Genomic DNA, 23,239 nt, shown 5'->3' on the forward strand with positions numbered 1-23,239 from the left:
CCCGCACATACATATAGAGGCACATGTACATACTGGCCGTCTTGGATAGGCGGTAACGGCCGAGTTCAACTCGACCGGCACGTGACCTCTGATCCGACTGACGCGGTTGCCCTAACGCCGGACAGCCCGATCACGTGCATCCCACCCGGAGCGCACCGTGGCGGCAAACAGCCGCCCGATGCCTTCTTACCCATCCTACACCCAGCCACCACCCCGACCGGTTTACCCCTGCGGGTCGGCCGTCGTCGCCGTGATTCGAACACATGGGTCTTCGACAGTTAGATTTCTTCGACCGTTTCGGTCTCCACTTCTTTCACGAGCTTCGGATGGAAGTGTTCGATCAAATGGACGAGCGTTTCCGTTGCATCCGCCAACGTTGAATCGATCACGGCCTCGTCGTATCGGTGACTCTCCAGCGGGAGTTCACCGTGTACTGCACCGATGAGCCGGTTCCGAACCTCGAATCTCTCCAATTCATCCACGTGCTCGGACAGGACCGTCCGGATCTGCTGTTGAGTTTCGTCGTCAGCGCCTCGAACGGTGATCTGGAACTTGAGCGTCGCTTCCTCCTTCGGGCGGGGTTTGAAGATGTAGAGTACGGAGTCGGGATGCTCTGGATGGTTCGAGGTGGCCTGAATCACACGACTGGCGCTATCGCTGGCGATCTCGTCAGGGTGGTTGACCTGGAGTGTGTCTTTCACCCGGTCATAGGTGCGATCTCGAACAGCGCGAATGAAAGCCGAGTAGTCGACAGACCCATCATCCGGTTGGATGCGCGACAGCGGATAGTCGACAACAGTAGACCCGACTAAGACCGAATCAGGAGATGTCCTCTCCCCTTCGTTCGGGAAGTCAAAGCACTGGGCTTCAACACACTGTACGTATAACCCTTGTTCCAGTAGATACCGCGCGTTGGTCTCCGTACGGCTGGTGATGTCCTCAGCAAGGATGACCATTCGTTGGTGGGTGTTCATCGAACTGCGATTGGCCCCTCCGAGCGCAACCTTGTGAGCGTCGGCAAGCGTTTCCTCGACCACCGCTGCGTCACCAACGTTCCACTCTCCGGTTCGTACGTTCGCTTTATATTCGTCGTAGATCTCCTCCAGGTCGCTGTACTTGTAGCGACTGAGCGATTGGGCGTAGTTTTGGGGCTGGCTCAGGATCGTCTCCTCACTCGCGCTACCGGAGCCGCTTTTCCCCTTCTTAAGTTCGATGACGACGACGTTTCCCCACTGGTCAAGCGCGAGTAAGTCTGGGAGTCCAGTACTGAGTCGATATTGCCGGCCGAAGATCAGTAGCGGCTCGTCAAGAATGACTTCGGGATTGGCGTGGAGCCACGATTCGAGTATGTATTCGGCATCGACAGTATGACGGTCCAGCTTCTGCGTCCGGGACGGCATCTCGGTCCGGTCAAACTCAAAAACGCGCATGCTACCCCGGTTGCGATGACTACCACTTAGTTTTATCTTACCGGTTTAAATTGTTCATCGGTTAGAATTTTCGTTTATATATCTGTTGATAGCCGGTCTGGAAAATCTAATAGATGAGTTTGATCGGTGAGACGAAGCTCGGTATTCTGCTCCGGATTCGTGAAGAACCAGCGCACGGATACGATATGGCGAAGGAGTTGGAGATCTCGTCTGGGTACGTCTATCAGCACCTACAGGAGTTACAAGACGAAGGGATGATCGAGGTCCACGAGGACGAAACTGAAGGGCGACAGCGCACTACTTACCAGCTAACCGAAAACGGGGAACTACTGTTGGAAGCCCTCGGAGAATAGATCACAACCGTTCATACAAGATGCGAGCCATCTTTGCTTCGAACGGGAGAAGGATACCTAACGAATCAACATCGTCGTCATCGTATGAGAGCTGAACGGCGTCGGTCACGTGGTCGTGCATCGCCCACAGCTGCTCGGTCTCAACCTCTCGAAGGTCGTCAGGTGTCTCATCCCCCAGATGTTCGTGACCACTTCGTACTCGCGTTCTGTGAGTTTCATGTTACTCTTCAAGTGAGGGGCGAAGATCGCGCCAACGGAAGTGGTCTGTCCCACCACCGTCAAACTCGACCGCGAATAGGTACGAGTCACGTACATCACCGGTAACCGTGCCTGCGTCGTCCTCGATCAGTTTGACAACTTCGCCCGTTCGGTCGTGATACTGCTCGAAGTCGGGATCACTTTTGTCGGGGATGTCGATGCGGACTCGATCTCCGACCTCGAATCGTCTCATTGACGAGAACATTAGTGGGCTGGCTCGTGATCGTTACGGTCCAGTCCACCGGTTACCCATCTCACGGACGCGGTCGTCTACCTTGTCTCGATGCTCGACTTCAGTCAGCGATACCCGATCTACCATCCGATCGAAGCCACATCGGTCATTACGCTCGTAGAAGACTTCCAGCCCGACGCTTCCTCCTTCGTCCCGTAGACGAGTGAAGATCCGCAGGCCGGGAACGTCGCCGTGTCGTGTTTCCTGAACGTCAGCATCCATCTGGCATCTCCTTCGCCGCATCCACGAAGCCCTGCTCCTGCAGATTCTCGCTCCACTGCGTCACGAAGTCCTCGACGTCGACCCCGGCGGGATTGTGCTGGTGAACCCCCGGATGCTGAGTGTATCGTACTGGCCTCCACTCCCCGTTATCGATGTGAAACACGATCTCGGGGTCGCACATCAGGTCGCCCCGCTGGACGTAGTGATGCGCAACGCTGAGACGATCTGGCCCGATCTTCTCGATGGTCAGATCCTCGAAGCCCGCGACTTCAACCGTGTAGCTCTCGTTGACCGTCATCTCCTCGATGGACTCGATACCGAGCAAGACGAGGATCTCCTTAGCGGCCTTCATCGATCGTCGTCCTCCAGAATCCGCTCGAAGTTCTCCTCGGTCACGTCGATAGCCCGCTCGATGTACTCCTCTTGGTCAGTGACTCGCCCGAACCACTCAAACGCTGGATACCAGCGCCTAACCCACCACCTCATCAGGCGAAAGTATCGATCAAGCATCGGCACTCACCTCCTCGTACCAGGCGTCGAGATCGGCTGCCCGAAGTGCCCATCCCTTCTCAGGCAGCTCGGCTACGACATCTCGCTTGAACCGCTGGTAGTGATCACAGGCGGCTTCATCATCCACCGCATGCGCCAGCAACGCAATCGCGAGTTGTGCGGGACCGCTTCCCCCATAACCCCACTCGATCTCACTTCTCGAAGCCGGCAGGAGATCGTACCTGGAGTTGAGTGGATCGCCGTCGACGCTGACCGTACACTTTTCGCCTACCGGTGCAGTCGGGTCTCGATAGCCGCGGTAGACTATTTCCGCCGAACCGGACGTCACTGAAGGTCGTGGAGTGGTGTTCTGGGTGCTCGAACCCTGGGTTTCAGCTCCGACATCGCTGCTCATCTTCCTGCCACCTCTTGAAGCCGATCGACTGCGTCTTCGAGTGCAGTGGCCGTTTCGCCTAACTCATCAGCGACCTGGATCAGTTCCTCGGCATCCTGCTGGATGTCGTCGGCCTTTTCGTTGAGTGATTCGCTGAGCGCGTCAATGTCGACCTGCCCGACCTCTATCCTTACTCTCCGAACGTGTTTGCACTCCTCCACATCCTCGCGGTACTGGAAGTCGGGACAGGAGCAGACTGGTTCTCGCAGGTCAACCGTGTAGGCCGATCCGGATTGCGTCGTCACCTCGAAGAGCGCATCGCCCTCTTCGAAGACGGTCATGTGCTCGCGTGCGGCCCGCAGAGTCCGGGCGTCGACCTCGGGCTGGACGGACTCCGAGCTCACGCCTGATCACCTCCATTGTCTCGGACTGGAACCCAAACGGGCTCCTTCGAGGAGTATCTGAGCTGTCGCTCCAGGTGTGCATCTTCGTCGACAAGGTCAATCGCCTGTTTTGCGGCTTCCAGGGTCAATGCGCCCGCACGGAGCGTGTGACCTCGCTCCAGCGCCGAAGGATCGGTAGTGATCCGTACGTCAACAATCGGACCGAACGACCGTTGGTTGACACACCCAGCACGGGATGACCAAGGGCCTTTGAGCGTAACTGTCTCACCGTCACGCATCGTAATGGTGTAACACCGACCGGCGAAGCCGCCGTCGTTGCCGTCGCCAGACCACGCGTAGTAGGACACGAAGCCGTCCTTGATTCCGCACCAGATCTGATCCTCGTGTTCGAACCGGAGTTCGTTACGCGACGGGGTTTCGTCGACGACGACCTGAAGCTGTGGATCGTTTGCGAAATCTTCCTTCCAGTCGATACTGGCGTTCTCGATGATCACGCTTCGTCACCTCCCCGCCGCTGGACATCGCTGACGTACACGTGGCTCCGAGCCTTTTCGGCGTGTTCGGTGCACGCTGGGTCCTGAGCGTAACCCCGCACGGGCGCGTTTACGATGACCGTGTGAGTGGCCTCTCGCTGGCAACCGACCTCCCGACAGTACGGACCGGAACTCGACGTCGTCGCTTGCTGCTCACTCATCGCGACTCACCTCGACATGAGCTCGGGAGGTCGTGTTTCTGGAGGACCTCCACGCCACACAGAGTGCAGCGGTAGAAATGTTCCAGGTACTCGGTCTGTTCGGGATGTCCTCGATGTGGATCAGGGTGCTGCCCCGGAACCCACTCCGTCTTGTCGATGATCAGATGTGAGCCGACTCGCTCCGCATCTGGGTGTTGTTGTGCCGATGCTCTTTTGCCGTAGCTGTAGCTATCTGACATTGGCTTCTTGCCTCCATCAGGAAGCCTACCGAGTCCGGTGCGTCATCACCGGGCTTTATTCCGGTACCGTGTGTCCAGAGCCGTGGCTCCTCGTGTAGGTTTCCTTATATAGTAATTTGTTTGGTAGAGTAATAGTCATATCTTTTCCAGCAGAAACTAACGGTGAACAGGCTCCGAAGGCCCTCAAAACGTTACTGTTGGCATTGTCAGGACAGATCCGGACACAGTGTCTTACCAACGTGCTCACACAGGCCGAATACCCGACCCCATATTAATGAGTCTTCCAAAACCGCCAGACTGCACGGAGTTTAACTAATAGAATCGTCGCAGATTCCATAACAAGTAATGTATTAGGTGATCTGAGTCGGTGCGGCGAGGAAAACCGCAAGACTGTGACCGATTTTGGGCACTTTGTTTAAGTGAAAGTGACTAAAGCCGGTTCAAGTCTAGGATACCGTATTCAGGTATGGTGCCGATCAACACGTAGCGAATCCGGTTCGGATCGGTCGGGTCCGGACCGGACATCATGACGCCATGGTCTTCCAGTCGGTTCATCGTCCGCCGTGCAGTGTCTTTTGAGACATCGGCGGCGTCGGCGACCTCCTTCACGGTGCCATCCTGGTTGATCTTTAGGAAGTCGACGACCGCCTTCTGTTTCTCGGTGAACTTCCAAGCCGGTTCAATCGTGGTGTCGACCATCAAGTCTGGGGCGGCCGATGTCCTGACGAAGACCAACGCTCTCGGCGAGTCACTCTTCCGCGCCCACCGGCCGATCGCCTGGGCGGTCGTGTTCTTCCGAACGCCGTCAAGGATGTCTTTGGCCTTGTCGGCATCAGGGCCGACGAAGTTGCGGCCGGGCTTGCGGTTCGGCTCACCCCCGCAGATTGGGCACTCCTCCCCCGGGCAGTCGATACAGTCCCACGTTTCCGGTTCAGCATCGAATCCTCTGGCGGCGAGCAGGTCGAGAACGTAGTCGTCACCGGGATCGATACTATTGGTAACCAGACCAATAGATTCGTCACTGAACGCGTTGTTACTTTTTTCCCGACCGTATAATATGGTCTCAAAGCCCTCTGGGAGAAACTCGGAAAACTGATCATCCATCGCTCGTGGATAGATAGCCGACCGGAAAGCTGACCCATATTTGTTGTGGAGCGACTCGACAACGGTTTGCTGGCGTTTGGGGTCGGTGTACTCATCGACGGCGAAGTCGGTGGACGCGGGGCGGGTACCGTGGCCGATCTGGACCACTTCGAGACCACGCTCGAACTTGCGCCACTGTCGGAACTCTTCGTCAGTCACTATCCGCTCCACGGAGATCCCGTCACCGATGTTCATCTTCCACTCGTGAATAGATGGCCAGGCGTCGAGACAGATGATACTCCGAGCGTTCCCGAGTTCGGGGACGTTCCAATACGCCACAGGCCGGTTATCGTCGTCGACAATCAGTGTGATCCTAGTTCTGCTGTATCGCGGATCGTTGTGTTTGCTGGTGTCGAACCTAGTGATGTCGTTGGTTGCCCATCCCACACGACGTTCGGTGCGGTTTTTTTCACAGTCATATGCGTAGTACGCGGCCTCAGAGAGTGCAGGGGCCAGAGCGTGGGCATTTTCTCCTTCAATGAACCAGTCCACGTCTACCGACGGTGGGTTCTTGAGCACGTGTTCGAGCTCGTCGAATCCATCTGTGGCCAACGATACGAACATCTCCCAGGACGTGACCGGTGACTCGATCTTCTTCAACCAGGCGGTGATGATGTCCTGGAACCGCGAACGTGTCATGTTGTCAGCGTCCCGATCCCCGATCGACCGCTTGAAATCGGGCTGTTCGTCAAAGAAGATATTCGCCCCGTTCACCAGTCCCGGCACATAAGAGAAGTTGTGGGTTGCGTGGATCACGTCCGTAGTGATGTTTCCGTCTTCGTCGTACGGAACGCCTTTCCACTGATTGATCGAAGGACACGGGGAGCACGGAAGCTCCCCGCCGTTGTAGTTGGCGAGGTAGTTGTGGGCGTTGCTGAGCGTGTTCTCTCGCTTGCCCACCTGCTTGTCGAGCCAGTCACTAGCTGGCTCCCCTGTAGGCGTCTTTATAACGTCGTTGTGCTCCCCGGCGCACGTAGTGCACGCCTCTTTGCGCCCGAGTAGTTCTCGGTATTCGACGTTGTGTTCCTCACTCTTCTCACACGCTTTATTGCGAGAGTCCTTTCGCCAGTGAAGGTGGATGACTGGACTATCACCAGCCGCCTCAGTTGTCCGCCACCGGGTAGTGGCCCCGTTGTGCGACTTCCCACTCGACGTTGGGGAAGGAATGATGACGTTGTTCTTCTCACTCATCTGCTCGTGGATCGTCCGAGTTAACCGATCTTGCAGCTGTTCGGTTGTGATCCAACGTTGACCGCTCGGTAACGGGCCTATCGCCATCGACATTATCGCTGTCCAAACTCCCTGAGATTGCATTCGTACTTCATCCGTTCGTTGGGGCGATTCTGAATGTGGCCCTCCCACTCGACGGGGATCCTCGTCATTGCATAGGCTAGGCGACAGCTCGCGGACGATCTCGCTCTCCAAGAGGGCGAACACGTATTGGCCCAGTCAATCCGCTCGTCCAACTCGTCGTATTTGAGCACGACTGCTGGATCCTTTACCTTGATCATCTTCGCTACTTCGTCGATCTCCATTTCTACTCACTCAGATCGACGAAATCGAGATCGAGTACGATTCGTTCCTCGGACGCTTCGACATATGAATCGAAGAGACCCTCTCTGAGACTTTCGGTCTTCTTGTACGTGGCGTAGTGGACGATCCACTCAGCGACACCATAAGGGAGTCTTCTCCCTTCTTCAGTCATGTCCTGCTGAATCGCGGTTATTGCTTCTAATTCGGAAATGTCAGTCTGTTCGAGGTAGCTTTTCGCGTATTTTGATGCGTAGCGGATTGTCAGTTGAAGGGGTGTCCACGAATCTTGTGGCTCCCCTTCACCGTCGAGTGCCTGCTCATATACGGTTAGTTGGTAGAACAGCAGTTGACGGCTATTTTTTATTTTATTTTGATCTTGGGTATTGAGTGTCTGGCAGTACTTTTCTGCGTACCCGAATACGATTGCGTCGGGGTTGTACATTTGGCTCTCTTCGGTAGTTCCGTTTTCGGCTTCAGTTGGTGACTCGTATGTTCTTGTCATATATTTACTATTTTACGTTGGATAGGCCCACCACCCCTCATAAGATACAAGCCCCGAGGATGCGTAGGACACCTTGCGAGGCTTCCATCCGGAGTTGCGGGCCTCAAGTTAGAATTCAGCGGCCGATTCCCTCCTACAAGTCTCGGCCGTTGACCTTACAGTACTACTGTGTAGCCACCTCTGGGTCATATTGGTCGATCATCTTGTCGAGTAGTTGGCTATAAGTTTCGCCGCCTGACTTTTGGGCTCTCAGTCGATCCCTCACACTTTTTTCCAGCTTAATACTGGTTCGGTCTCGGGCCATTGTACCAATTTTCAGATGTATCTACACCCCGGGGGATATATACCAGTTTTCCTGTTGAACGGTGCTATTTCGAAACACGAAACTCAGGATTTCTGTCCTCCTTGAAGGGACCAAAACAGCAGATGGCAGTTGAGTGGTGGTATCAATAACCAGTCACATAGAATCAACATTTCGGGATCAGATTGACGAGAGAGAGCGCACTGCCAACAGCCTCGGCGGTACGAACTACTCGGACACCACCAGCTGGAAAACACTGACCGACTGGGAATTTCGACCTAGGGGTAGAACGCTCAGACAATCGACGGGGAGGGGTGGGTGAAATACACGAGGTGGGGGTCACCAGCTTAGGTGATCAACGAGCCTCAGTGAGAAGGGGCCTGAGAGCGAGCTAACATCCAGTTTCGACGGGTTTAGGGGACGAAAACGATGGGGGCTACTTCTCCGCACCCCCGATGTCGTTCAAGGTCATATTGCGGAGGTCCGCCGGCTCGTCCCACGCGTCCTCGGGATCGACCGGCTTCAGCGAGTGCTCAATCTCTGCTTCAGTGAACGCGACCTCGGGCACCCGGTAGTCGAACCGTGGATGATCGTACTCCATCGAGATCCGCCGCCACTTCATCGCGAGTGGAGGCTCCCCTGGCTCCGCGACACGACCGCCATGAACCTTGAAATGGTCCCATCCGCGTCCGGCACCTTTGCCAGCGTAGCAATGTTTGTCGACGACGACATCGTACTTCTCACCGATCGCGAGTTCGTCTGGCTCTGCGGGGAAGGTTACGTCCGGCTTCTCTCCGTTTATCATCGCCTCAGCTCGCTCACTGGCGATCTGGTCAAATTCACCCATTCGATCCATGGCTGCGGGGCTTTCAGACCTGACGACACTCAGCGTAGCGTAGATAGCTGCGAGTTTTGATTCCCAGCAGGAGAGGTCTTCGTACCGCTCTCGGGCCATCCGTTTGTACGTCTCAACCACGGTAATCGCCGACGCAGATGCGTGCTCGATGGCGAGGTCGGCGAGGTCGGACCAAAACTCCTCCCCGTATCCCGAACGGGCAAGTTCCCAGCTACAGAACGCCGCGACCTCGTCGTCGTTACCGGAGACCGCATCTCGAAGTCGATCGCGCACTAACCGTTGATGGAACCCGTGATATGTCTCATCGGCACGGAGCGATTCGCCGAAATCGTTGGTCGGCACCTCGTCGTCGGAATCGTCTTCTCGTACCCCGTCGCCGAAGGTGAGCTGTTTGTCCGTAACCGTCTCTTCAAGTGGTGGTCCTAACTCACCCTCGTCAGTTAGGGTACCAGGGTCGACCGGGAGGTCGTACAGTGTCTCGTGTTCATCATCCTGCTGGGCGCGTACACGGTCCTTGCAGCCCTTGTCGAAGCCATCGTTGAGGTAGGTGGCCTCTCGCGATGGTCGGGCCTCAGTAGCGATTCTGGCGGCCCTCATCGCAGAAAGGATTACGTCTCGATCGTCAGATCGATCAGCTATTCGTTCGAGAGCTCGAATCTCCGTTGCCTCCTTGACGCCAGCAGCGAGATCCTCCAGTATGTAGAGGTTGAGTCGCTTCCAGACGTTGTCTGAGTAGCCTGATCGGCACATCTCATAGGCAACCCACTCGGAGATTTCGGGCTGATTTCGTCGGACTGATTTTTGCATCAGGCTCGACAAGATGTGACGGTTGTAGCCACCCTTTGTTTGATGCCACCTGTACGCCTCACCGATGTCGTTCAGCTCTTCGTCTGCTTCATCTCCGTCATCAATCGGAGAGCCGTCGAGCCTTTGTTGTCGCTCGTCATCTTTGTTTCCCATAGGTAGTACCCATATGAGTATTTGTGTTAGACAATTGTAAATACATCTATTGTTTGACTATTTCGGAGCTACCTGGTGCTACAATACGGGGAGTGGGGTATGGGTGGGGGTCGTCGTGACAATACCAACAGCCACACAGATGCGAAATTCCAGGAGATGTTCAAGGATAGTGAGCCCGCAAACGCTTGGACTCGTCTATATTCCCATAACAAGCGGGTCGGAGATCGTTGAGGCGCTAAAGACGCTCCAGAGATACTGTTCCGAAGAGTATGCCCCTCTGCTGTTGAACTGATTGAAGTCAAGATACTATTGATCTTATTTGAAAACCGGCTTCGCGATCCCAGCTTTGAGATCGGCCCAGAAAATCTTGGCGCCCTGGGTGTACAGTATTTCTTTATCGAGGGCGGTGTCTTGCCAGCTTCTGATGTTCATGAAGAGTTAGGTATAGAGCCGATATTATTTTGAATGAAAATCCACGAGTACCATCAGCAGCGTTTGTGGCGTATTCAAATACGACTTTGTTTAATCATCTGGGATAACAGATGATATTCGACAGACGGGTATAAAACGATCAATATAGGAAAGAATTAGTTTATGCTACAGGAAATAGATGGTAATGGTCAGTGCGAGGACGCCCCGAGTATTCAACCTATATGATGTTCTTGGAGTCTTTTTCCCAGGCACTGCACTTCTTGTTGGATTATTTGTAATCGTCCCCGGACTCCCCTCGCTAGATTCGGTTATTTCATACCTCGCATTCATAGTCGTTGCATTTTCTTTAGGACATATTCTCCAATCATATGCCTCGCTGAGTGTTGGCAATCTGAAAATATTCGATGAGACGATACGGAATGTTCAATCACCAATAGACTCACTTGATACGTCTGATGACGCCGAGACGGACGATGATGACGCCGAGGAGGAAACCGATGAAACAGAAACCACCACAGATACTTTTGAGGAGGAGGGAAGTGAACAAAGCAATCAATTCTGGCTATATCTCTTGCATGCTTTTACAGGCCCTTTCATCGGCCCTATTTCATCCTTCATTAAGCCTATCTCGGCCTCTATCGAACCTATTTCATCCTTCATCGAATCTGTTTCGTCTCCGAACGGCGGGGAGATCAAAGATCTTCGGAATCCAAATAGAGTATGGAGGAACCTGTATAAAAACTATGATTTTGGCCTCGGTAGTACCCGATACGAGGAAATGCTGCAAATTATCTCTAGCCGTATTGATGACCCAGGATCCCCTACTCGCTCATATAGGTTTCAAGCTATTCGAAACTTCCAACGAGGGATGTGGGTGACAGCGTGGATTCTGTTCGCAACTCTGTTCGCAACAAGTCTACCCTGGGGTATTCGTGCAGTCTGTGGTAGCGCGGAGGAACATTTACTCGCTCAATCTTACCTCCTAACACATTTTCCATTATGGTTAGTCCTTGTTCTGGGCGGTATTACTGTACTCATATTTTGGTGGCTAACTATTCAGTACGAAAAACTATTTGTTAGATTTCTCATAACCGACTACGTCGTTCTAATAGCTCAAAACAACCAAGTGCAACAAATCAGAATAGTTGAAGACAACTAAGCTGGGGACTGCGCAAGACGTCCAGACTGATTCGAGTTTTCTACGTCTGCAACCTCCCATTCGGTATCTCGTGGATTTCGGCTTTTCATAGTAACTGTTACTGTCTCCCCTTCGTTGAGGTCATTCAGTGTTTCTGCGTCAGCGTACGCAGCAAACTCAAGCCCCTTCTTTTCGCCTTCTAAGAGCTTGAGCCACACATGATCATCAGCAACATCCGATACGGAGAACTGGCGACGGATGTGAGTATTCATACCCGTGTGTTTACCCTATGGACTCATAAGCTCTGTTGAATCTCTCTTACATATCCCACTTAACAAATAGCTATGAGATGAAATAGAATCGAATGAGAGAGAAGTCCGCCACAGATATCACCTCTCTTCGCAGAAAGTGGCGTCCATACAGCTGCTGTGCGCGAAGAGTTGGGTGTGTAGAGTCAAGAGGGATCGAAGCCAGTAGCACAGTGCCGCTTATAGTTAGTCATAGAGATTTGTCGGGGCCATCTATTTTAACCTCTATTCCTGTTTAGGGTGATCTATGCCGGGGACATCTACAGACAAAATAACAACACCGAGAATAGTTGAACGTGAATCCGAGCCAGGCCCGCCAGCAACGGAGTATGAATCAAAAATGGTGATGCTCCGAGCCGAACGCGGTGACAATATACAGATTGTCGATGTAGTTACGCGTCTCTCCCAGAACGCCGACATCCCGTCAGAGACAACGGTTATCAAGCGGACGACCCCGTATTTTGGACCTAAGCTCGTACTGGCCGCTGACGAAGAGAGCTATCTACTGACGGCACCAGGACCGGATACACAGCTTCTACTATGGGTTGGCAACTATTTGGATGACGGCGAACGGTACGGGTGGGACAAACTCGCTGAGGTTACCGCACAGTTCGCTGAGGATCAACCACAGTACGATCTCTGTCCAGAATGTGGTCAGCCGATGCAAACGATAGAACACGAACGTAAAGCGGCTGTCGGGCGGTGTCCAGGTCCAGAACTTTAGTGAATCTTAGAAGTCGCCGACGCCCGATTGAAACCGTTCTTCGTCGAAGCCGTCTCGCGCTTGTTCGTATGCCGACTGCGTCTGATCAGTCACACCGAGTTTCTCAATAACTTGTGGATACGCCTGGTCGGATGCCAGTGCGTCTCGAAGGTCTTTGGCCGCTAACGCCTTCTGCTCGCCGTTGACCAGCTTCTGTAAGCGGTATTTGGCGTTTGTAGGCGAGCGGCGAACGCGAGTGGCTACACCTTCTGCGTCAAAGGCGGTCTTGTCGGGGAATACGTCCGAGAGGTCACTCACTGGGATGTCACGGTAGACCCAGTCTGTCCTGTCGAACAAGCGGAACTCGGGTTCGCCGTCCTCTCCTTGTTCTGCTTCCATCTTTTCGAATGCCTCTTCAGGCATCCGGGGCGACACATGGCATCCCCCGATGATGTCGAAACCAAGACCCAGGGAAGAGATGTCGGAAGCGGGTCGTACACCGAGTGCCTGCTGTCTCGTTCCCGGTGAGGGGTTGATGGCATAGAACAGGGCGTGTTCTTCGATACCTCGGTTAGCTATACTCTGCATCAACGGCTCGACCATTGCCAACTGGGTTCCCGTCGTTACCTTACACCGGTCGAAATCGAAGGCGTAGGTCGTCACGTCGTGGGCTTCGTAGACACCCAACAGGTCGTCGATGAACTCCCACCCCAATCGTGGAATAAGGCCCATAACGGGTACCTCGGGATGGCGCTCTTCGACCTGGTTTAGGAAGGCGACCACGCTCTTTTTGAACGAGCGATAGGACGGGTCGGTGAGATCGTCTTCAACGTTTCTCACCAGCTTCGGCATCAGCGGGACGGTGATTATGTCCGAGTAGGCGGCGTGGATGTCCGCCAGATACCGCGCATGAGCTACGGCAAGGGTGCTCGTTTCGGTGTATTTCGTGAAGGTGATCTTCAACGAGTCGTCTGGAGCACTCGAAAACTGGCTTTCGAGGTCGGAGTTGATCTGGCTTCCATCCGGGTCGCGCATCGCTTCGTCGAGATCGTCGCCTCCCACGGTTCGATACAGCTCACTCACGCCATCACTGTCAGGGTGGAACTCCTCGTGTTCACGGAGTTTGCCGGGGATCGTAGCTGCGGTAGGGGTCTGCACCTTCTTGCCCCCTACTCGAACGTTTCGTAGCGGGAAGATGCCGTTCTGGTCGAAGTCATTGACGGTGGTGATTTTCAGATCCGTCATTATACCCTGGTTGACGGTTTCGCAACACTTAAGCGTTGGTTTACCGAGGTGAAAGTAAAATGAACTGGTCGATACCGCAGGACGGCGGTATGATTAGGTGCCGAAACAAAGGGGTATTCTACTGGATCTTCGCTCTGTCCTCACGACAATACGCGTATGAGAACCGGTGTGAGCTATCCCATCGCGACAATGCCAACAGCCACACAGGTACGAGCTTCGGTGATACGTCAATCATGTACCGAGAGTGATGAGTTCTGGACGGGCGGTGATCGCCCGTTACTCACCGTTTCGAGGTGAATGGTTACCAGATCTGTTCGGCGGCGTCGTTACGGGTTTCAGCGTCGGAGTGAAGATATTTCATCGTCGTCGTGACGCTCTTGTGACGGAGCTGTTCTTTCGCGTGGTGTGGGCCGATGTGGTTCGCCCAGTAGGTCGCAACCCCGTGACGGATTGAGTACCAGGTAATCTCCTTGTGGTCTGGGATAGGAAGGTCGCCCTGCTCAACGAGGCGGCTCAATAGGTAGTTACACGATTTCGAACTGTATGAGCTTCCCTGCTTTGTGAGCCACAGTTCGTCCCGACCGTTGTACTTGTCGTAGGTTGCTCGCTCCTCTAACCATCGTTTGAGGACTCTTGACGTGCGCTTCTTGATTGAACAGTTCCAGTGCGCCTCGTTCTTCGTGGACTCGTCCTTTGGTATGTTGAGTTCGTTGTTCTCAAGGTTGACCCAGTCCGTGGTGGCTCGCCCCACTTCGATGGGTCGGAGTCCAGTATCCAGCGTCACAGCGATTATCGATGGCTCCTTCCACGAGTTCGCCTGTTCGAAGTGTTCGGGACCGACCTCCGACTTGGGTACGCCGAGGCGCTGTGAGACGTGTGTCTTCAACTGATCACGCTCCTCAACGGACATGTTGCTATGATAGCTTTTGACCGAGTTGTATTCCAACGCCGCCTGATAGAGCGGCTTGAACGCGGTTCTGCGGAGATAATCCCGTTCATCACCGGTCGCCTGACTCAGCTCGGGTTTTGGCTCCCAGTCGTAGTCGGTTCCGTGGATATGGTTGTGGTACTTGAACAGTCGCTGAACAGTCTTCCCGTAGTGAAGCACACTGGAATCAGCCATACCGTCTGAGCGATTGAGGAGACGGATGAAGCGGTCAGCGTGGTTCGGTGTGAAGTCTGTCGTGTAGGCGTCTTCGTCCTCCCAGAGCCATCGGAAGACGATTTCAAGCTTGTAGTGTGTCGACTGAAGGGTGCTCTCTGCGAGGCCCTGACCTTTCTCTGGGTGCTTGCCGTATGTGGCGAGCCACGAGAGAAGATCTTTCTTGAAGTCGCGGTAGTCGTCGACCATATTGAGCCCGTAGTTTTCGAGATCCTCGCGTGTGCGTTCACTGGCAAGGGGAAAGTCGAACTCTACTTGTTCTGGAGCTGGGGGTAGACCATCCCGCGGAGTGCCATCCCCGGCGGGGAGGTTGTCGAGTGGATCGGGCTGGTTGGTCATCGGCGCACACCCCGTTTTGTTTGTGTGCCATGACACTTTCTCGAATCGCAAGACTGCGCGGCTGTCGGGTTGTAGTTTTTTCGGACGTTCTTGGACATAGTTCGTCTCTCCTGAGAAGGGCGAAATCAGGTCAGAGAGACGCTAAGGCCGCTGAAGCCTAGGCCGGGATTTGAACCCGGGCTCTCGTCCTTACCAAGGACGCGCTTTACCGCTAAGCTACCCAGGCAGGCATGCGTTGGTTGACCGGAGTCGTCTTTATGGGTTTCGATTCCCCCCTGAGTGTGTGTCGGGCTGACAGAGACCTCGAATGAACCGCTCAGTGGTCTCCAGTGGACGTCACGCGGTCGGTCGGGATTTCCGTTTCGACCGGTGGTCGCTCGAGGTCGCGTTCGCGTTCGCGGTTGTCTTCGCTTGCGTCTTCATCCGTATCCTCGCTTGCACCTTCTCCTTCCCCTTCACGATCGTGCTCGCCATCGAAACCGACCTCGAGCGCCTCGAGGTCCGAGAGGCACTCTGCAGCCGGCGGGAACGCAACCCCGGTGTCGGTGGTAGCGGTGACGTCGGCCACGTTGGTGGCGACCGCGAGCAATTCGGGCGTCGGGTCGGCGTCGGCAGCCGTCGCACCCGTTCGGACCGCGAGTTCGAGGACGTCTTGCTCGAGGTTGGCGTCGAGAGCGGCGGCGTCCGTCTCGTCGGCGTCCGTGCGGGTGGTCTGGTTGCGGCCGAAGCGGCGAACGGTCCGGACGGCGGTGTCGGCGGCGTCGGTGCGAGCGAGGAGGTAGAAGCCGCGGGCGACGAGGATATCGGCAGCGAGAATCTCGAGGTCAGCGGGGCTGTCGCCCGTGGTTTCGGCCCAGGGTTCGTCGTGGGCGAGCGCCCGGGTCAGCCGCAGGCCCTCGTAGATGAGCTGGACGCCGGCAGCGTGGTGGGCGATTCCCTCGAGGGAGTCGCCGGATTGGCCGTATACCGATTCGGCGGCCGATCGGTCCTCGGTCTCGGGTGCTCCTGGGCCCTCCCTGCTCGCGGTTTCGCCGTTCGCCTCGTTGACGTCGTCGCTTCGCTCGTGCTTCCCACCGCTCGAGTCCTGGTCACCCGCCGGTCGCGGCTTCGGGCGCTCGAGGACGGACGCGGACGCGAGCGTCAACACGCCAGGCGTCATCGAGGCCGTCTCGAGGGTGTCGGTGAGAAAGTCGTGCAGCGCTGCCGGTTCGACGTCCGCGAGCGCGTCGCGAGCGGCTCCTCGGCAGGTATCGGCCCGATCCATCATCGGATGGTTACGGCGGAGCAGGCAAAGACCTTTGGAAAGGTGCCACCGACGAGTGGCATGATCGACAGTCGATCGGACGGATCGGTTCGAACGATTCGATTGAATCGGCCGGCCGCGCGAAACGCGCTCACGGTCGACGGCCTCGAGGCGCTCGAGGAGGCCGCCCGCGCCGCCCAGGAACCAGTGATCTACCTCGAGGGAGCCGGGCCGGCCTTCTGTGCCGGCGCCGACCTGGACACCGTCGCCGACCTGGACCGCGAGGGGGCCGAGGCGTTCGCCCGGTTGGGCCAGCGGGTTGCACGAGCGCTCGAGACCGCGGACGCCATCACCGTCGCCGGGATCGACGGGCCAGCCAGAGGTGGCGGGCTCGAGCTGGCCCTGGCCTGCGATATCCGCGTGGGAACGCCGTCAGCGACGCTCGGCGAGCCGGGTGTTACGTTCGGCCTGTTTGGCGCCTGGGGCGGGACGGTTCGTCTGCCGCGGATCGTCGGCGAGGGGAACGCTCTCGACGTCGCGTGTACGGGGCGGGTACTCGAGGCCGAGGAGGCCCTGCGGATGGGACTGCTGTCGCGAATCGAATCCGATCCGCGGGCCGTCGCGGCGGCAGTCGCGATGCACCCGGCCGATACCCTCCAGGTGCTCAAAGAACGCCTGCGCGACGACGCCAGCCGAGATACGCAGGAGGCACGCGAGGCGACGGCGTTCGGGCGGTTGCTCGAGGCGCACGCGAACGACATCGCCGCGCGACGATAGCTAGATACGCTGGCGAAGGGTCGAACGGTCGAATCGTGGAGAACGCAGACGGTGAAGTTACCGCCAGGTCGTAAGCGTCGGCGCGTCGTCCGCTCGCATCGAGAGCCACGCATCGTCGACGGAGATGTCCGCGATGACGTACTCGTCGCGGCGTCCGTCGGAGTCGATCGAACCGAGAACCGTGTCGTCCGACACGGCTGCACCAGAGATGTTATTCGCCACCATGCGAGTAGTTCACTCGCACACGAATATAAACTCGTCGGATGTAGTTCACGAGGCTCGAGGCCGAGCCTCGCGGCGAGCAACCACAGAAGCACTGCCTTTATACCGATTTTGACCGTACCCAGGTGGTATGAACGTAGCCGACGCGATGACGGTCCGCGACGACGTGGTGTCCGTCTCGCTACCGGGAACCCGAACCGACGTGCTCGAGTACTTTCAGGAGCGGGCGTTTTCCTCCGTGCCGGTCATTCAGTCGACTGACGGGACGGCCGAGTACCGCGGACTCGTCTCTCGAGAGACGCTGATCGAACAGCCCGACGAGGATCAGCTGGTCATGCTGATGGAGGACGTGCCGACGACGACGGCGGAGACGAGCCTCGAGGAGGTCGCGAGGGTGATGGTCGAGGAAGGTGCGCGGCGCGTCCCCGTCGTGGACGGCGAGTTCGAGGGGATCGTCACGGTCACCGACGTCGTCCACGCGATCGCGACGGGCGAGGCGGATACCGACGCCGACGTCGGCGACTACGCCACTCGAAGCGTGAACACGACCTACGAGGGCGTTCCGCTCCCCGTCGCGGAGCGCGAACTCCACTACGCGAACGCTCCGTACGCGGTCGTCCTCGACGACGACGGGCGGATGAGCGGCGTCATTACCGAGGTCGACGTCATCGACGTCGCCCGGATCGTCGAAGGCGAGGAGGAGACTGGCAACAACTTCCCGGATCAGGACGCCGACTACTCCTGGGAAGGAGTCAAGGGCGTCGGCAGTCGGTCGCTTCCCACCCGCGACATCGAGTTGCCGACCAGTCCGGTCAGCGAGTTCATGACCGAGGACGTCGTGACCGTCTCGCGGTCGAAGTCCGTCGAGGGGGCCGCCCAGTTGATGATTAGCAACGACATCGAGCAGATTCCGATGGTCACCGGCGACGACCTGGTCGGGATCGTCCGTGACATCGACCTCGTGCAGTCGCTGTACGACTGAGTCCCCGTCGACAGCCCCCGGTTCAACGAGTTACAGGCGACCAACCCCCACAATCGTTCCTCGAGTTGCGCGAGTTGCTCGGGTCGTTCCGCCGACTCGACCCTGTGACCCCGTCACGCAGCCTCGAAAGTGACTTTTGTCCGGCGGGGCTCGAGACGAGTATGAGCGACGAGGCTACGAGCCAGAAACTGACCGAACTCGCCAAGCGCCGCGGCTATTTCTTCCAGTCGTCAGACGTCTACGGCGGCGTCGGCGGATTCTACACGTTCGGTCCGCAGGGCGCCGCGCTGAAGGGTAACCTCGAGGACGCCTGGCGGGATCGATTCGCCGTCGAGGAGGGCAACATGGAGATCGACGCGCCGACGATCATGCCCGAACCCGTCTTCGAGTCCTCGGGTCACCTCGACACCTTCGACGACATGCTGGTCGAGTGCCCCGAGTGCGGCGAGAGCCACCGCGCCGACCACGTCGTCGAGGACAACACCGAGTACGAGGACGCCGAGAGCCTCCCGATCCCGGAAGTCGAGGAGATCGTCGCCGAGTACGAACTCGTCTGTCCGTCCTGTGGCGCCGGCCTGGCCGGCCAGGCCATCGACGACTTCAACCTCATGTTCGCGACGAACATCGGCCCAGGCGACTCCCAGCCGGGCTACCTCCGCCCCGAGACCGCCCAGGGCATCTTCGTCGAGTTCCCGCGACTCAAGGAGTACGCGCGCAACACGCTTCCATTCGGCGTCACCCAGATCGGTCGCGCCTACCGCAACGAGATCAGTCCTCGACGCTCGATCATCCGCACCCGCGAGTTCACTCAGGCCGAACTCGAGTTATTCGTCGATCCCGAGGGCGACGACCCGAACCTCTCGGCGGTCGAGGACGTACCCGTTCGGCTCTACCCGGCGACCGAACAACAAAACGAGGACGGCGAGATCCTCGAGACGACCATCGGCGAGGCCGCCGAAAAAGCGGCACCATCGCTAGCCCGTGGATCGCGTACTACCTGGGCGTCGCCCGCGAGTGGTACGCCGCCGTCGGCGTCGACATGGATCGCTTCCGGTTCCGCCAGCACCTCGCCGGCGAGCGCTCGCACTACGCGAGCGACTGCTGGGACGCCGAGGGCCTGATCGACGGCAACTGGATCGAACTCGCCGGCTTCTCCGACCGGGGCGACTACGACCTCTCGAAACACGCCGATGGGTCGGGTGAGCGCTTCACCGTCTTCCGCCAGTACGACGAACCCCAGACCGTCGAGCGCGCGAGCGTCGACCCCGACATGAGCTACCTGGGTCCGGAGTTCGGCGGCGACGCCGGCGCCGTCGTGGACACCCTGGAGTCTCTGGCCGAACGCGACCGCGAGGCGTTCTCCGGCGACGTCGTCGAAATCGACCTCGAGGGCGAGAGCCACGAGATTCCCGTCGAGAAGACGGGCTTCGCCGTCGAGGACGAGACCATCGCGGGAGAGCACGTCACCCCCCACGTCATCGAACCCTCCTTCGGCGTCGATCGGTTGCTCTACACCGTGCTCCACCACGCCTACGCCGAGGACGAGGTCGACGGCGAGGACCGGACCTACCTCGCCCTCGAGCCCGAAGTCGCCCCGACCTTCGTCGGCGTCTTCCCGCTGCAGAGCGACGACGACCTCGAGACGACAGCCGACGAGATCGCCGCCGCCCTTCGAGCCGAGGGTCTCTCGGTCACCTACGACGACTCCGGCAACATCGGTCGGCGCTACCGCCGCCAGGACGAGGTCGGCACCCCGTTCTGCGTCACGGTGGACTACGAGAGCCTGGAGGACGACACGGTCACGGTTCGCGAACGCGATTCGACGACCCAGACGCGACTGGCCATCGACGACCTCCCGGAGATGCTGGCGGCGCTACGGGCCGGCGACCTCGAGTTCGCGGACCTGGCGTAGGCTCGACAGGGCTAGCGCTCCCCCTCCGTTCACCACAGGACTTAACTCGCGATCCCTCGAGTCCAACGGTAGAGCTGACCGATGACCGTTTTCCCCGTGGACCGTTGAGGCCGTTTTCGACCCGCTCGACGCCCGTCCTGTACCGACGCGAGCACCAGTGACCTCGTCTCGTGAGCCAATCGCCACCCAGCAATCTACACAGATGTCACCATCGACGTTCATCAGCACCGACCGACTCGAGTTACGACCGCCCGAAGAATCGGACGTTCCCTTCCTCCAGGAGGGAGTGAATCACCCGAAGGTACGCCGGTACATCAGCGTCTTCAGGACGCCCTACAGCGAGGAGCGCTACCGAAACGAGCTGTGGGACCGCGACGTCGACGCCGATCCGACGCTGCTCGTCGTCCCGAAAGCGGGCGAGTTCGCGGGCGATCCCGTCGGCTCCGTCTCGCTCTCGCCGTTGATCGAGCGCGACGGCTACGCCAACCTCGGCGTCTGGTTCCACCCGAAGGCGTGGGGGAACGGCTACGCCCTCGAGGCCAGCGCCCACCTCATCGAGTACGGCTTCCGGGAACTCCGTCTGCACCGCGTATCGGCGACGCCGATGGCGCCGAACGACGCCTCTCGGCGTCTGTGTGAGCGCCTCGGATTCGTCCACGAAGGGGCCGCCCGCGAGGCGCAGTTCGCCGACGGCAACTACGTCGACGTCGAGCGTTACGGCCTGCTCAAGCGGGAGTGGAACGGACCGGACGCCGTGCTGGAGGCCGATTGAGGCGAACGGAACCCGCGGCAAACGTCGAAATCCGGCTCACAGCAATCAGCGAAAGCCGGAAGAGACCGGGCGCAAGGCCAACCGTTTTGTCTGAATTTATCGATATTCCACGCATGGCGACGGATTCGGACGCGACGTGGGAGTACGAGACGGTCAGGCCGCCTCGAGAGGTCACCATGCGCGAAGCCGCCGATCCGAAAGATTTGCTCAACGAGTTCGGTAGCGAGGGGTGGGAGTTCGTCGACACGATCGATTACGCCGAGGGCGGCACGAAGTACCTCGTCTTCAAGCGACGAGGCTCCGGTGACGACGATGACTGACGACCAGGTCAGCACCGCCGACACGATGCGTGAACGCGCCGACGAGAGCCGGCTCAAACTCTGGCTGCTCGTCGGCGCCAACCGACTCGTCGTCACCGCGGTCCTGACGGCCACGTTCTTCGTCCTGTTCTCGCTCGGCGCACTACTCGAGCCGGGACTCTCCACGATCATGCAAGACCGGGCCGTCATCGAGGGGCTGTTCACCTCGATGCTTACGGCGGTCATCACCACCGCCACCCTGGTCGTGACCATCGGCCAGCTGATCGTCTCTCAGGAGAACGGGCCGCTCGGCGAGCAGCGACGGCGCATGAGCGCGACGATGGACGTCCGTGGCTACGTCGCCGAACTGACCGGTAGTCCCGCGCCCGCCGACCCCTCGGCGTTCCTTCGGGCGCTCGTCGTCGCGACGCGCGACCGGGCGACCGCACTCGAGGAGGCCACCGCGGATCTGTCGAACGAGACGGCCAGAGGCGAACTCGAGGAGTTCGTCGACAGCATTCTCGGCAACGCAGACACCGTCATCGACAAGCTCGATGGTGCTCGTTTCGGCACGTTCGACGTCGTCCACGCCGCCCTCGACTTCAACTACGGCTGGAAGGTCTTCCAGACCGAGCGCCTCGAAGACGAGTACGCCGACGTGCTCGACGAGGACCAGCGAGCCGCCCTCCAGGACCTTCGTCAGTCGCTCGCGATGTTCGGCCCCGCTCGCGAGCACGTCAAGACGCTGTACTTCCAGTGGGACCTGATCAACCTCTCGCGGCTGATTCTCTACGCGAGCGTGCCGGCGTTGCTCGTCAGCGGCATGATGGTGACATACGTCGACGCGACGACGGTCGTCGGAACGACCCTGGGCGTGCAGAACCTGCTCTGGCTCGTCGCCGCCGCGTTCACGCTCACGCTCGTCCCGTTCTTCCTCCTGCTGGCGTACATCCTTCGCATCACGACGGTGGCCAAGCGGACGCTCGCCATCGGGCCGCTGATCCTTCGTGACTCCCAGCGCTGAGAACGTGTCGTAACCGACGAACTAAATACGCCGGCCGGTGAGCACCCACGGGATGGCCGATGAACTCAAGCGACGGCTCGTCCACGCCAGCGGGTCGGGACTCGTCGCGCTCTATCTTCTCGCGGACGCGCTCGAGCTGGGGCTGACCTGGACCCGGTTTCAGGCCCTGATGGTGGTTCTCGCACTCGGTGCCGTCGTTCTCGAGGTTCTTCGCCTGTACGCGGGCCTCGAGTGGTGGCTCTACGACAAACTCACCCGCGAGTACGAGCAGGACCAGTTCGCGGGCTACGGCTACTACATGGTGAGCATGACGATCGTTGTCCTCCTCTTTCCCGAGGACATCGCCCTGCCGGCGATGTTGATGCTCGCCATCGGCGACCCCATCGCGGGCTACGTCTCCGCGGACACCCTCACGCGATTCAAGGACCGCAAGACGCTCGTCACGATGTTCGTCGTCAGCACCCTGCTGGCACTGCCGTTCTTCCTCGAGACGCCGCTGGTCGCCGTCGCCGCGGCACTCGGCGCTACGATCGCCGACGGGATCACCATTCGCGTCCGCGAGTTCGTCGTTGACGACAACCTGACGATTCCGCTGTACGCGGCCGTCCTCGGCTCCGTAGCGCTCGCGATTGTGCCAGCTTGAGACGGCGGATATCGCCGACAGTTGTGCC

At 58.2% G+C, this 23,239-nt stretch carries 25 protein-coding genes, 1 tRNA gene and 1 pseudogene; 10 read left to right on the forward strand and 17 right to left on the reverse strand.

Features of this window, described 5'->3' with window-relative positions:
- Nucleotides 1-278: 278 nt before the first annotated feature.
- The gene (locus J1N60_RS00935; RefSeq protein WP_312909951.1) at nt 279-1,430 is read right to left on the reverse strand and encodes a PDDEXK family nuclease; all 1,152 of its coding nucleotides are present in this window, start codon (nt 1,428-1,430) and stop codon (nt 279-281) included.
- Nucleotides 1,431-1,615: 185 nt separating this feature from the next.
- Between J1N60_RS00935 and J1N60_RS00940 the strand changes: the two genes are divergently transcribed.
- Nucleotides 1,616-1,783, forward strand: coding sequence for a helix-turn-helix transcriptional regulator (locus J1N60_RS00940; RefSeq protein ID WP_312909953.1), 168 nt, complete (start codon nt 1,616-1,618; stop codon nt 1,781-1,783).
- A 220-nt stretch (nt 1,784-2,003) separates the two neighbouring features.
- On the opposite strand, the gene J1N60_RS20750 is transcribed toward J1N60_RS00940, so the two are convergent.
- The 10 genes from J1N60_RS20750 to J1N60_RS00985 form a co-directional block, all read right to left on the reverse strand.
- Nucleotides 2,004-2,246, reverse strand: coding sequence for a DUF8139 family protein (locus J1N60_RS20750; protein WP_484551599.1), 243 nt, complete (start codon nt 2,244-2,246; stop codon nt 2,004-2,006).
- A 21-nt stretch (nt 2,247-2,267) separates the two neighbouring features.
- Nucleotides 2,268-2,495, reverse strand: coding sequence for a hypothetical protein (locus J1N60_RS00945; protein WP_312909955.1), 228 nt, complete (start codon nt 2,493-2,495; stop codon nt 2,268-2,270).
- On the reverse strand, nt 2,485-2,847 hold the full coding sequence (locus J1N60_RS00950) for a DUF6908 domain-containing protein (protein ID WP_312909957.1): 363 nt from the start codon (nt 2,845-2,847) through the stop codon (nt 2,485-2,487). Before J1N60_RS00950 ends, J1N60_RS00945 begins: the two co-directional genes overlap by 11 nt.
- A complete protein-coding gene (locus J1N60_RS00955; protein WP_312909959.1) occupies nt 2,844-3,011 on the reverse strand; it encodes a hypothetical protein in 168 nt (55 codons plus the stop codon). Before J1N60_RS00955 ends, J1N60_RS00950 begins: the two co-directional genes overlap by 4 nt.
- On the reverse strand, nt 2,998-3,399 hold the full coding sequence (locus J1N60_RS00960) for a DUF6166 domain-containing protein (RefSeq protein WP_312909961.1): 402 nt from the start codon (nt 3,397-3,399) through the stop codon (nt 2,998-3,000). The genes J1N60_RS00955 and J1N60_RS00960 overlap by 14 nt, the downstream gene beginning before the upstream one ends.
- The gene (locus J1N60_RS00965) at nt 3,396-3,782 is read right to left on the reverse strand and encodes an SWIM zinc finger family protein (RefSeq protein WP_312909963.1); all 387 of its coding nucleotides are present in this window, start codon (nt 3,780-3,782) and stop codon (nt 3,396-3,398) included. Before J1N60_RS00965 ends, J1N60_RS00960 begins: the two co-directional genes overlap by 4 nt.
- Nucleotides 3,779-4,276 carry a hypothetical protein gene (locus tag J1N60_RS00970; protein WP_312909965.1) on the reverse strand — a complete coding sequence of 166 codons (498 nt, stop codon included), beginning with the start codon at nt 4,274-4,276 and terminating at the stop codon, nt 3,779-3,781. Before J1N60_RS00970 ends, J1N60_RS00965 begins: the two co-directional genes overlap by 4 nt.
- 868 nt (nt 4,277-5,144) lie before the next feature.
- A complete protein-coding gene (locus J1N60_RS00975) occupies nt 5,145-7,049 on the reverse strand; it encodes a LexA family transcriptional regulator (RefSeq protein WP_312909966.1) in 1,905 nt (634 codons plus the stop codon).
- 346 nt (nt 7,050-7,395) lie between these two features.
- Nucleotides 7,396-7,893, reverse strand: coding sequence for a hypothetical protein (locus J1N60_RS00980; protein WP_312909968.1), 498 nt, complete (start codon nt 7,891-7,893; stop codon nt 7,396-7,398).
- A gap of 737 nt (nt 7,894-8,630) precedes the next feature.
- Nucleotides 8,631-10,010, reverse strand: coding sequence for a hypothetical protein (locus tag J1N60_RS00985; protein ID WP_312909970.1), 1,380 nt, complete (start codon nt 10,008-10,010; stop codon nt 8,631-8,633).
- Nucleotides 10,011-10,626: 616 nt separating this feature from the next.
- Here J1N60_RS00985 and J1N60_RS00990 point away from each other — a divergent pair.
- Nucleotides 10,627-11,601 carry a hypothetical protein gene (locus J1N60_RS00990; RefSeq protein WP_312909972.1) on the forward strand — a complete coding sequence of 325 codons (975 nt, stop codon included), beginning with the start codon at nt 10,627-10,629 and terminating at the stop codon, nt 11,599-11,601.
- On the opposite strand, the gene J1N60_RS00995 is transcribed toward J1N60_RS00990, so the two are convergent.
- Nucleotides 11,598-11,852 carry a hypothetical protein gene (locus tag J1N60_RS00995; RefSeq protein WP_312909974.1) on the reverse strand — a complete coding sequence of 85 codons (255 nt, stop codon included), beginning with the start codon at nt 11,850-11,852 and terminating at the stop codon, nt 11,598-11,600. The genes J1N60_RS00990 and J1N60_RS00995 overlap by 4 nt on opposite strands.
- A gap of 283 nt (nt 11,853-12,135) precedes the next feature.
- Here J1N60_RS00995 and J1N60_RS01000 point away from each other — a divergent pair, with 283 nt between their 5' ends.
- Complete coding sequence (locus J1N60_RS01000; RefSeq protein ID WP_312909976.1) at nt 12,136-12,612, forward strand: hypothetical protein; 477 nt, start codon at nt 12,136-12,138, stop codon at nt 12,610-12,612.
- A 6-nt stretch (nt 12,613-12,618) separates the two neighbouring features.
- Here the strand turns inward: J1N60_RS01000 and J1N60_RS01005 are convergent, their stop codons facing one another.
- The 4 genes from J1N60_RS01005 to J1N60_RS01020 all read right to left on the reverse strand — a co-directional run bounded on the left by J1N60_RS01005 (nt 12,619) and on the right by J1N60_RS01020 (nt 16,601).
- Nucleotides 12,619-13,836: a hypothetical protein gene (locus J1N60_RS01005; protein WP_312909978.1), complete on the reverse strand. Its 1,218-nt coding sequence runs from the start codon at nt 13,834-13,836 to the stop codon at nt 12,619-12,621.
- A 301-nt stretch (nt 13,837-14,137) separates the two neighbouring features.
- On the reverse strand, nt 14,138-15,337 hold the full coding sequence (locus tag J1N60_RS01010) for a tyrosine-type recombinase/integrase (protein WP_312909980.1): 1,200 nt from the start codon (nt 15,335-15,337) through the stop codon (nt 14,138-14,140).
- A gap of 154 nt (nt 15,338-15,491) precedes the next feature.
- Nucleotides 15,492-15,563 (reverse strand) — tRNA-Thr (locus tag J1N60_RS01015).
- Between the two features lie 90 nt (nt 15,564-15,653).
- Nucleotides 15,654-16,601, reverse strand: coding sequence for a DUF7114 family protein (locus J1N60_RS01020; protein ID WP_312909982.1), 948 nt, complete (start codon nt 16,599-16,601; stop codon nt 15,654-15,656).
- A 60-nt stretch (nt 16,602-16,661) separates the two neighbouring features.
- Between J1N60_RS01020 and J1N60_RS01025 the strand changes: the two genes are divergently transcribed.
- A complete protein-coding gene (locus J1N60_RS01025) occupies nt 16,662-17,357 on the forward strand; it encodes an enoyl-CoA hydratase/isomerase family protein (RefSeq protein WP_312909984.1) in 696 nt (231 codons plus the stop codon).
- Nucleotides 17,358-17,414: 57 nt separating this feature from the next.
- On the opposite strand, the gene J1N60_RS01030 is transcribed toward J1N60_RS01025, so the two are convergent.
- Nucleotides 17,415-17,582 (reverse strand): DUF7556 family protein, encoded by a 168-nt coding sequence (locus J1N60_RS01030; protein ID WP_312909986.1) that lies wholly within the window; start codon nt 17,580-17,582, stop codon nt 17,415-17,417.
- Nucleotides 17,583-17,709: 127 nt separating this feature from the next.
- On the opposite strand from J1N60_RS01030, the gene J1N60_RS01035 reads away from it, so the two are divergent.
- From J1N60_RS01035 to J1N60_RS01060, 6 genes and pseudogenes are all read left to right on the forward strand, one after another.
- The gene (locus J1N60_RS01035) at nt 17,710-18,561 is read left to right on the forward strand and encodes a CBS domain-containing protein (RefSeq protein WP_312909988.1); all 852 of its coding nucleotides are present in this window, start codon (nt 17,710-17,712) and stop codon (nt 18,559-18,561) included.
- Nucleotides 18,562-18,722: 161 nt separating this feature from the next.
- A pseudogene (gene glyS / locus J1N60_RS01040) lies at nt 18,723-20,473 on the forward strand (glycine--tRNA ligase).
- 202 nt (nt 20,474-20,675) lie between these two features.
- A complete protein-coding gene (locus J1N60_RS01045) occupies nt 20,676-21,245 on the forward strand; it encodes a GNAT family N-acetyltransferase (protein ID WP_312909989.1) in 570 nt (189 codons plus the stop codon).
- Nucleotides 21,246-21,358: 113 nt separating this feature from the next.
- On the forward strand, nt 21,359-21,565 hold the full coding sequence (gene sp36 / locus J1N60_RS01050) for a Sp36 family protein (protein ID WP_312909991.1): 207 nt from the start codon (nt 21,359-21,361) through the stop codon (nt 21,563-21,565).
- Nucleotides 21,558-22,568: a DUF7972 family membrane protein gene (locus J1N60_RS01055; RefSeq protein ID WP_312909993.1), complete on the forward strand. Its 1,011-nt coding sequence runs from the start codon at nt 21,558-21,560 to the stop codon at nt 22,566-22,568. The genes sp36 and J1N60_RS01055 overlap by 8 nt, the downstream gene beginning before the upstream one ends.
- A gap of 52 nt (nt 22,569-22,620) precedes the next feature.
- On the forward strand, nt 22,621-23,211 hold the full coding sequence (locus J1N60_RS01060) for a dolichol kinase (RefSeq protein ID WP_312912631.1): 591 nt from the start codon (nt 22,621-22,623) through the stop codon (nt 23,209-23,211).
- Nucleotides 23,212-23,239: the final 28 nt, after the last annotated feature.

Origin of the sequence: Natronosalvus caseinilyticus (genome assembly GCF_017357105.1) — an archaeon.
GTDB lineage: Archaea > Halobacteriota > Halobacteria > Halobacteriales > Natrialbaceae > Natronosalvus > Natronosalvus caseinilyticus.

Coding starts and splice junctions, on each gene's coding strand:
- J1N60_RS01035 (WP_312909988.1), top strand. CDS start 17,710: ATGAACGTAGCCGACGCGATGACGGTCCGCGACGACGTGGTGTCCGTC.
- J1N60_RS01045 (WP_312909989.1), top strand. CDS start 20,676: ATGTCACCATCGACGTTCATCAGCACCGACCGACTCGAGTTACGACCG.
- J1N60_RS01025 (WP_312909984.1), top strand. CDS start 16,662: ATGATCGACAGTCGATCGGACGGATCGGTTCGAACGATTCGATTGAAT.
- J1N60_RS00985 (WP_312909970.1), bottom strand. CDS start 10,010: ATGGGAAACAAAGATGACGAGCGACAACAAAGGCTCGACGGCTCTCCG.
- J1N60_RS00940 (WP_312909953.1), top strand. CDS start 1,616: ATGGCGAAGGAGTTGGAGATCTCGTCTGGGTACGTCTATCAGCACCTA.
- J1N60_RS00935 (WP_312909951.1), bottom strand. CDS start 1,430: ATGCGCGTTTTTGAGTTTGACCGGACCGAGATGCCGTCCCGGACGCAG.
- J1N60_RS00990 (WP_312909972.1), top strand. CDS start 10,627: ATGGTCAGTGCGAGGACGCCCCGAGTATTCAACCTATATGATGTTCTT.
- J1N60_RS01030 (WP_312909986.1), bottom strand. CDS start 17,582: ATGGTGGCGAATAACATCTCTGGTGCAGCCGTGTCGGACGACACGGTT.
- J1N60_RS00980 (WP_312909968.1), bottom strand. CDS start 7,893: ATGACAAGAACATACGAGTCACCAACTGAAGCCGAAAACGGAACTACC.
- J1N60_RS00995 (WP_312909974.1), bottom strand. CDS start 11,852: ATGAATACTCACATCCGTCGCCAGTTCTCCGTATCGGATGTTGCTGAT.
- sp36 (WP_312909991.1), top strand. CDS start 21,359: ATGGCGACGGATTCGGACGCGACGTGGGAGTACGAGACGGTCAGGCCG.
- J1N60_RS01000 (WP_312909976.1), top strand. CDS start 12,136: ATGCCGGGGACATCTACAGACAAAATAACAACACCGAGAATAGTTGAA.
- J1N60_RS01020 (WP_312909982.1), bottom strand. CDS start 16,601: ATGGATCGGGCCGATACCTGCCGAGGAGCCGCTCGCGACGCGCTCGCG.
- J1N60_RS01055 (WP_312909993.1), top strand. CDS start 21,558: ATGACTGACGACCAGGTCAGCACCGCCGACACGATGCGTGAACGCGCC.
- J1N60_RS01060 (WP_312912631.1), top strand. CDS start 22,621: ATGGCCGATGAACTCAAGCGACGGCTCGTCCACGCCAGCGGGTCGGGA.
- J1N60_RS01005 (WP_312909978.1), bottom strand. CDS start 13,836: ATGACGGATCTGAAAATCACCACCGTCAATGACTTCGACCAGAACGGC.
- J1N60_RS01010 (WP_312909980.1), bottom strand. CDS start 15,337: ATGACCAACCAGCCCGATCCACTCGACAACCTCCCCGCCGGGGATGGC.
- J1N60_RS00960 (WP_312909961.1), bottom strand. CDS start 3,399: ATGAGCAGCGATGTCGGAGCTGAAACCCAGGGTTCGAGCACCCAGAAC.
- J1N60_RS00975 (WP_312909966.1), bottom strand. CDS start 7,049: ATGAGTGAGAAGAACAACGTCATCATTCCTTCCCCAACGTCGAGTGGG.
- J1N60_RS00945 (WP_312909955.1), bottom strand. CDS start 2,495: ATGGATGCTGACGTTCAGGAAACACGACACGGCGACGTTCCCGGCCTG.
- J1N60_RS20750 (WP_484551599.1), bottom strand. CDS start 2,246: ATGTTCTCGTCAATGAGACGATTCGAGGTCGGAGATCGAGTCCGCATC.
- J1N60_RS00950 (WP_312909957.1), bottom strand. CDS start 2,847: ATGAAGGCCGCTAAGGAGATCCTCGTCTTGCTCGGTATCGAGTCCATC.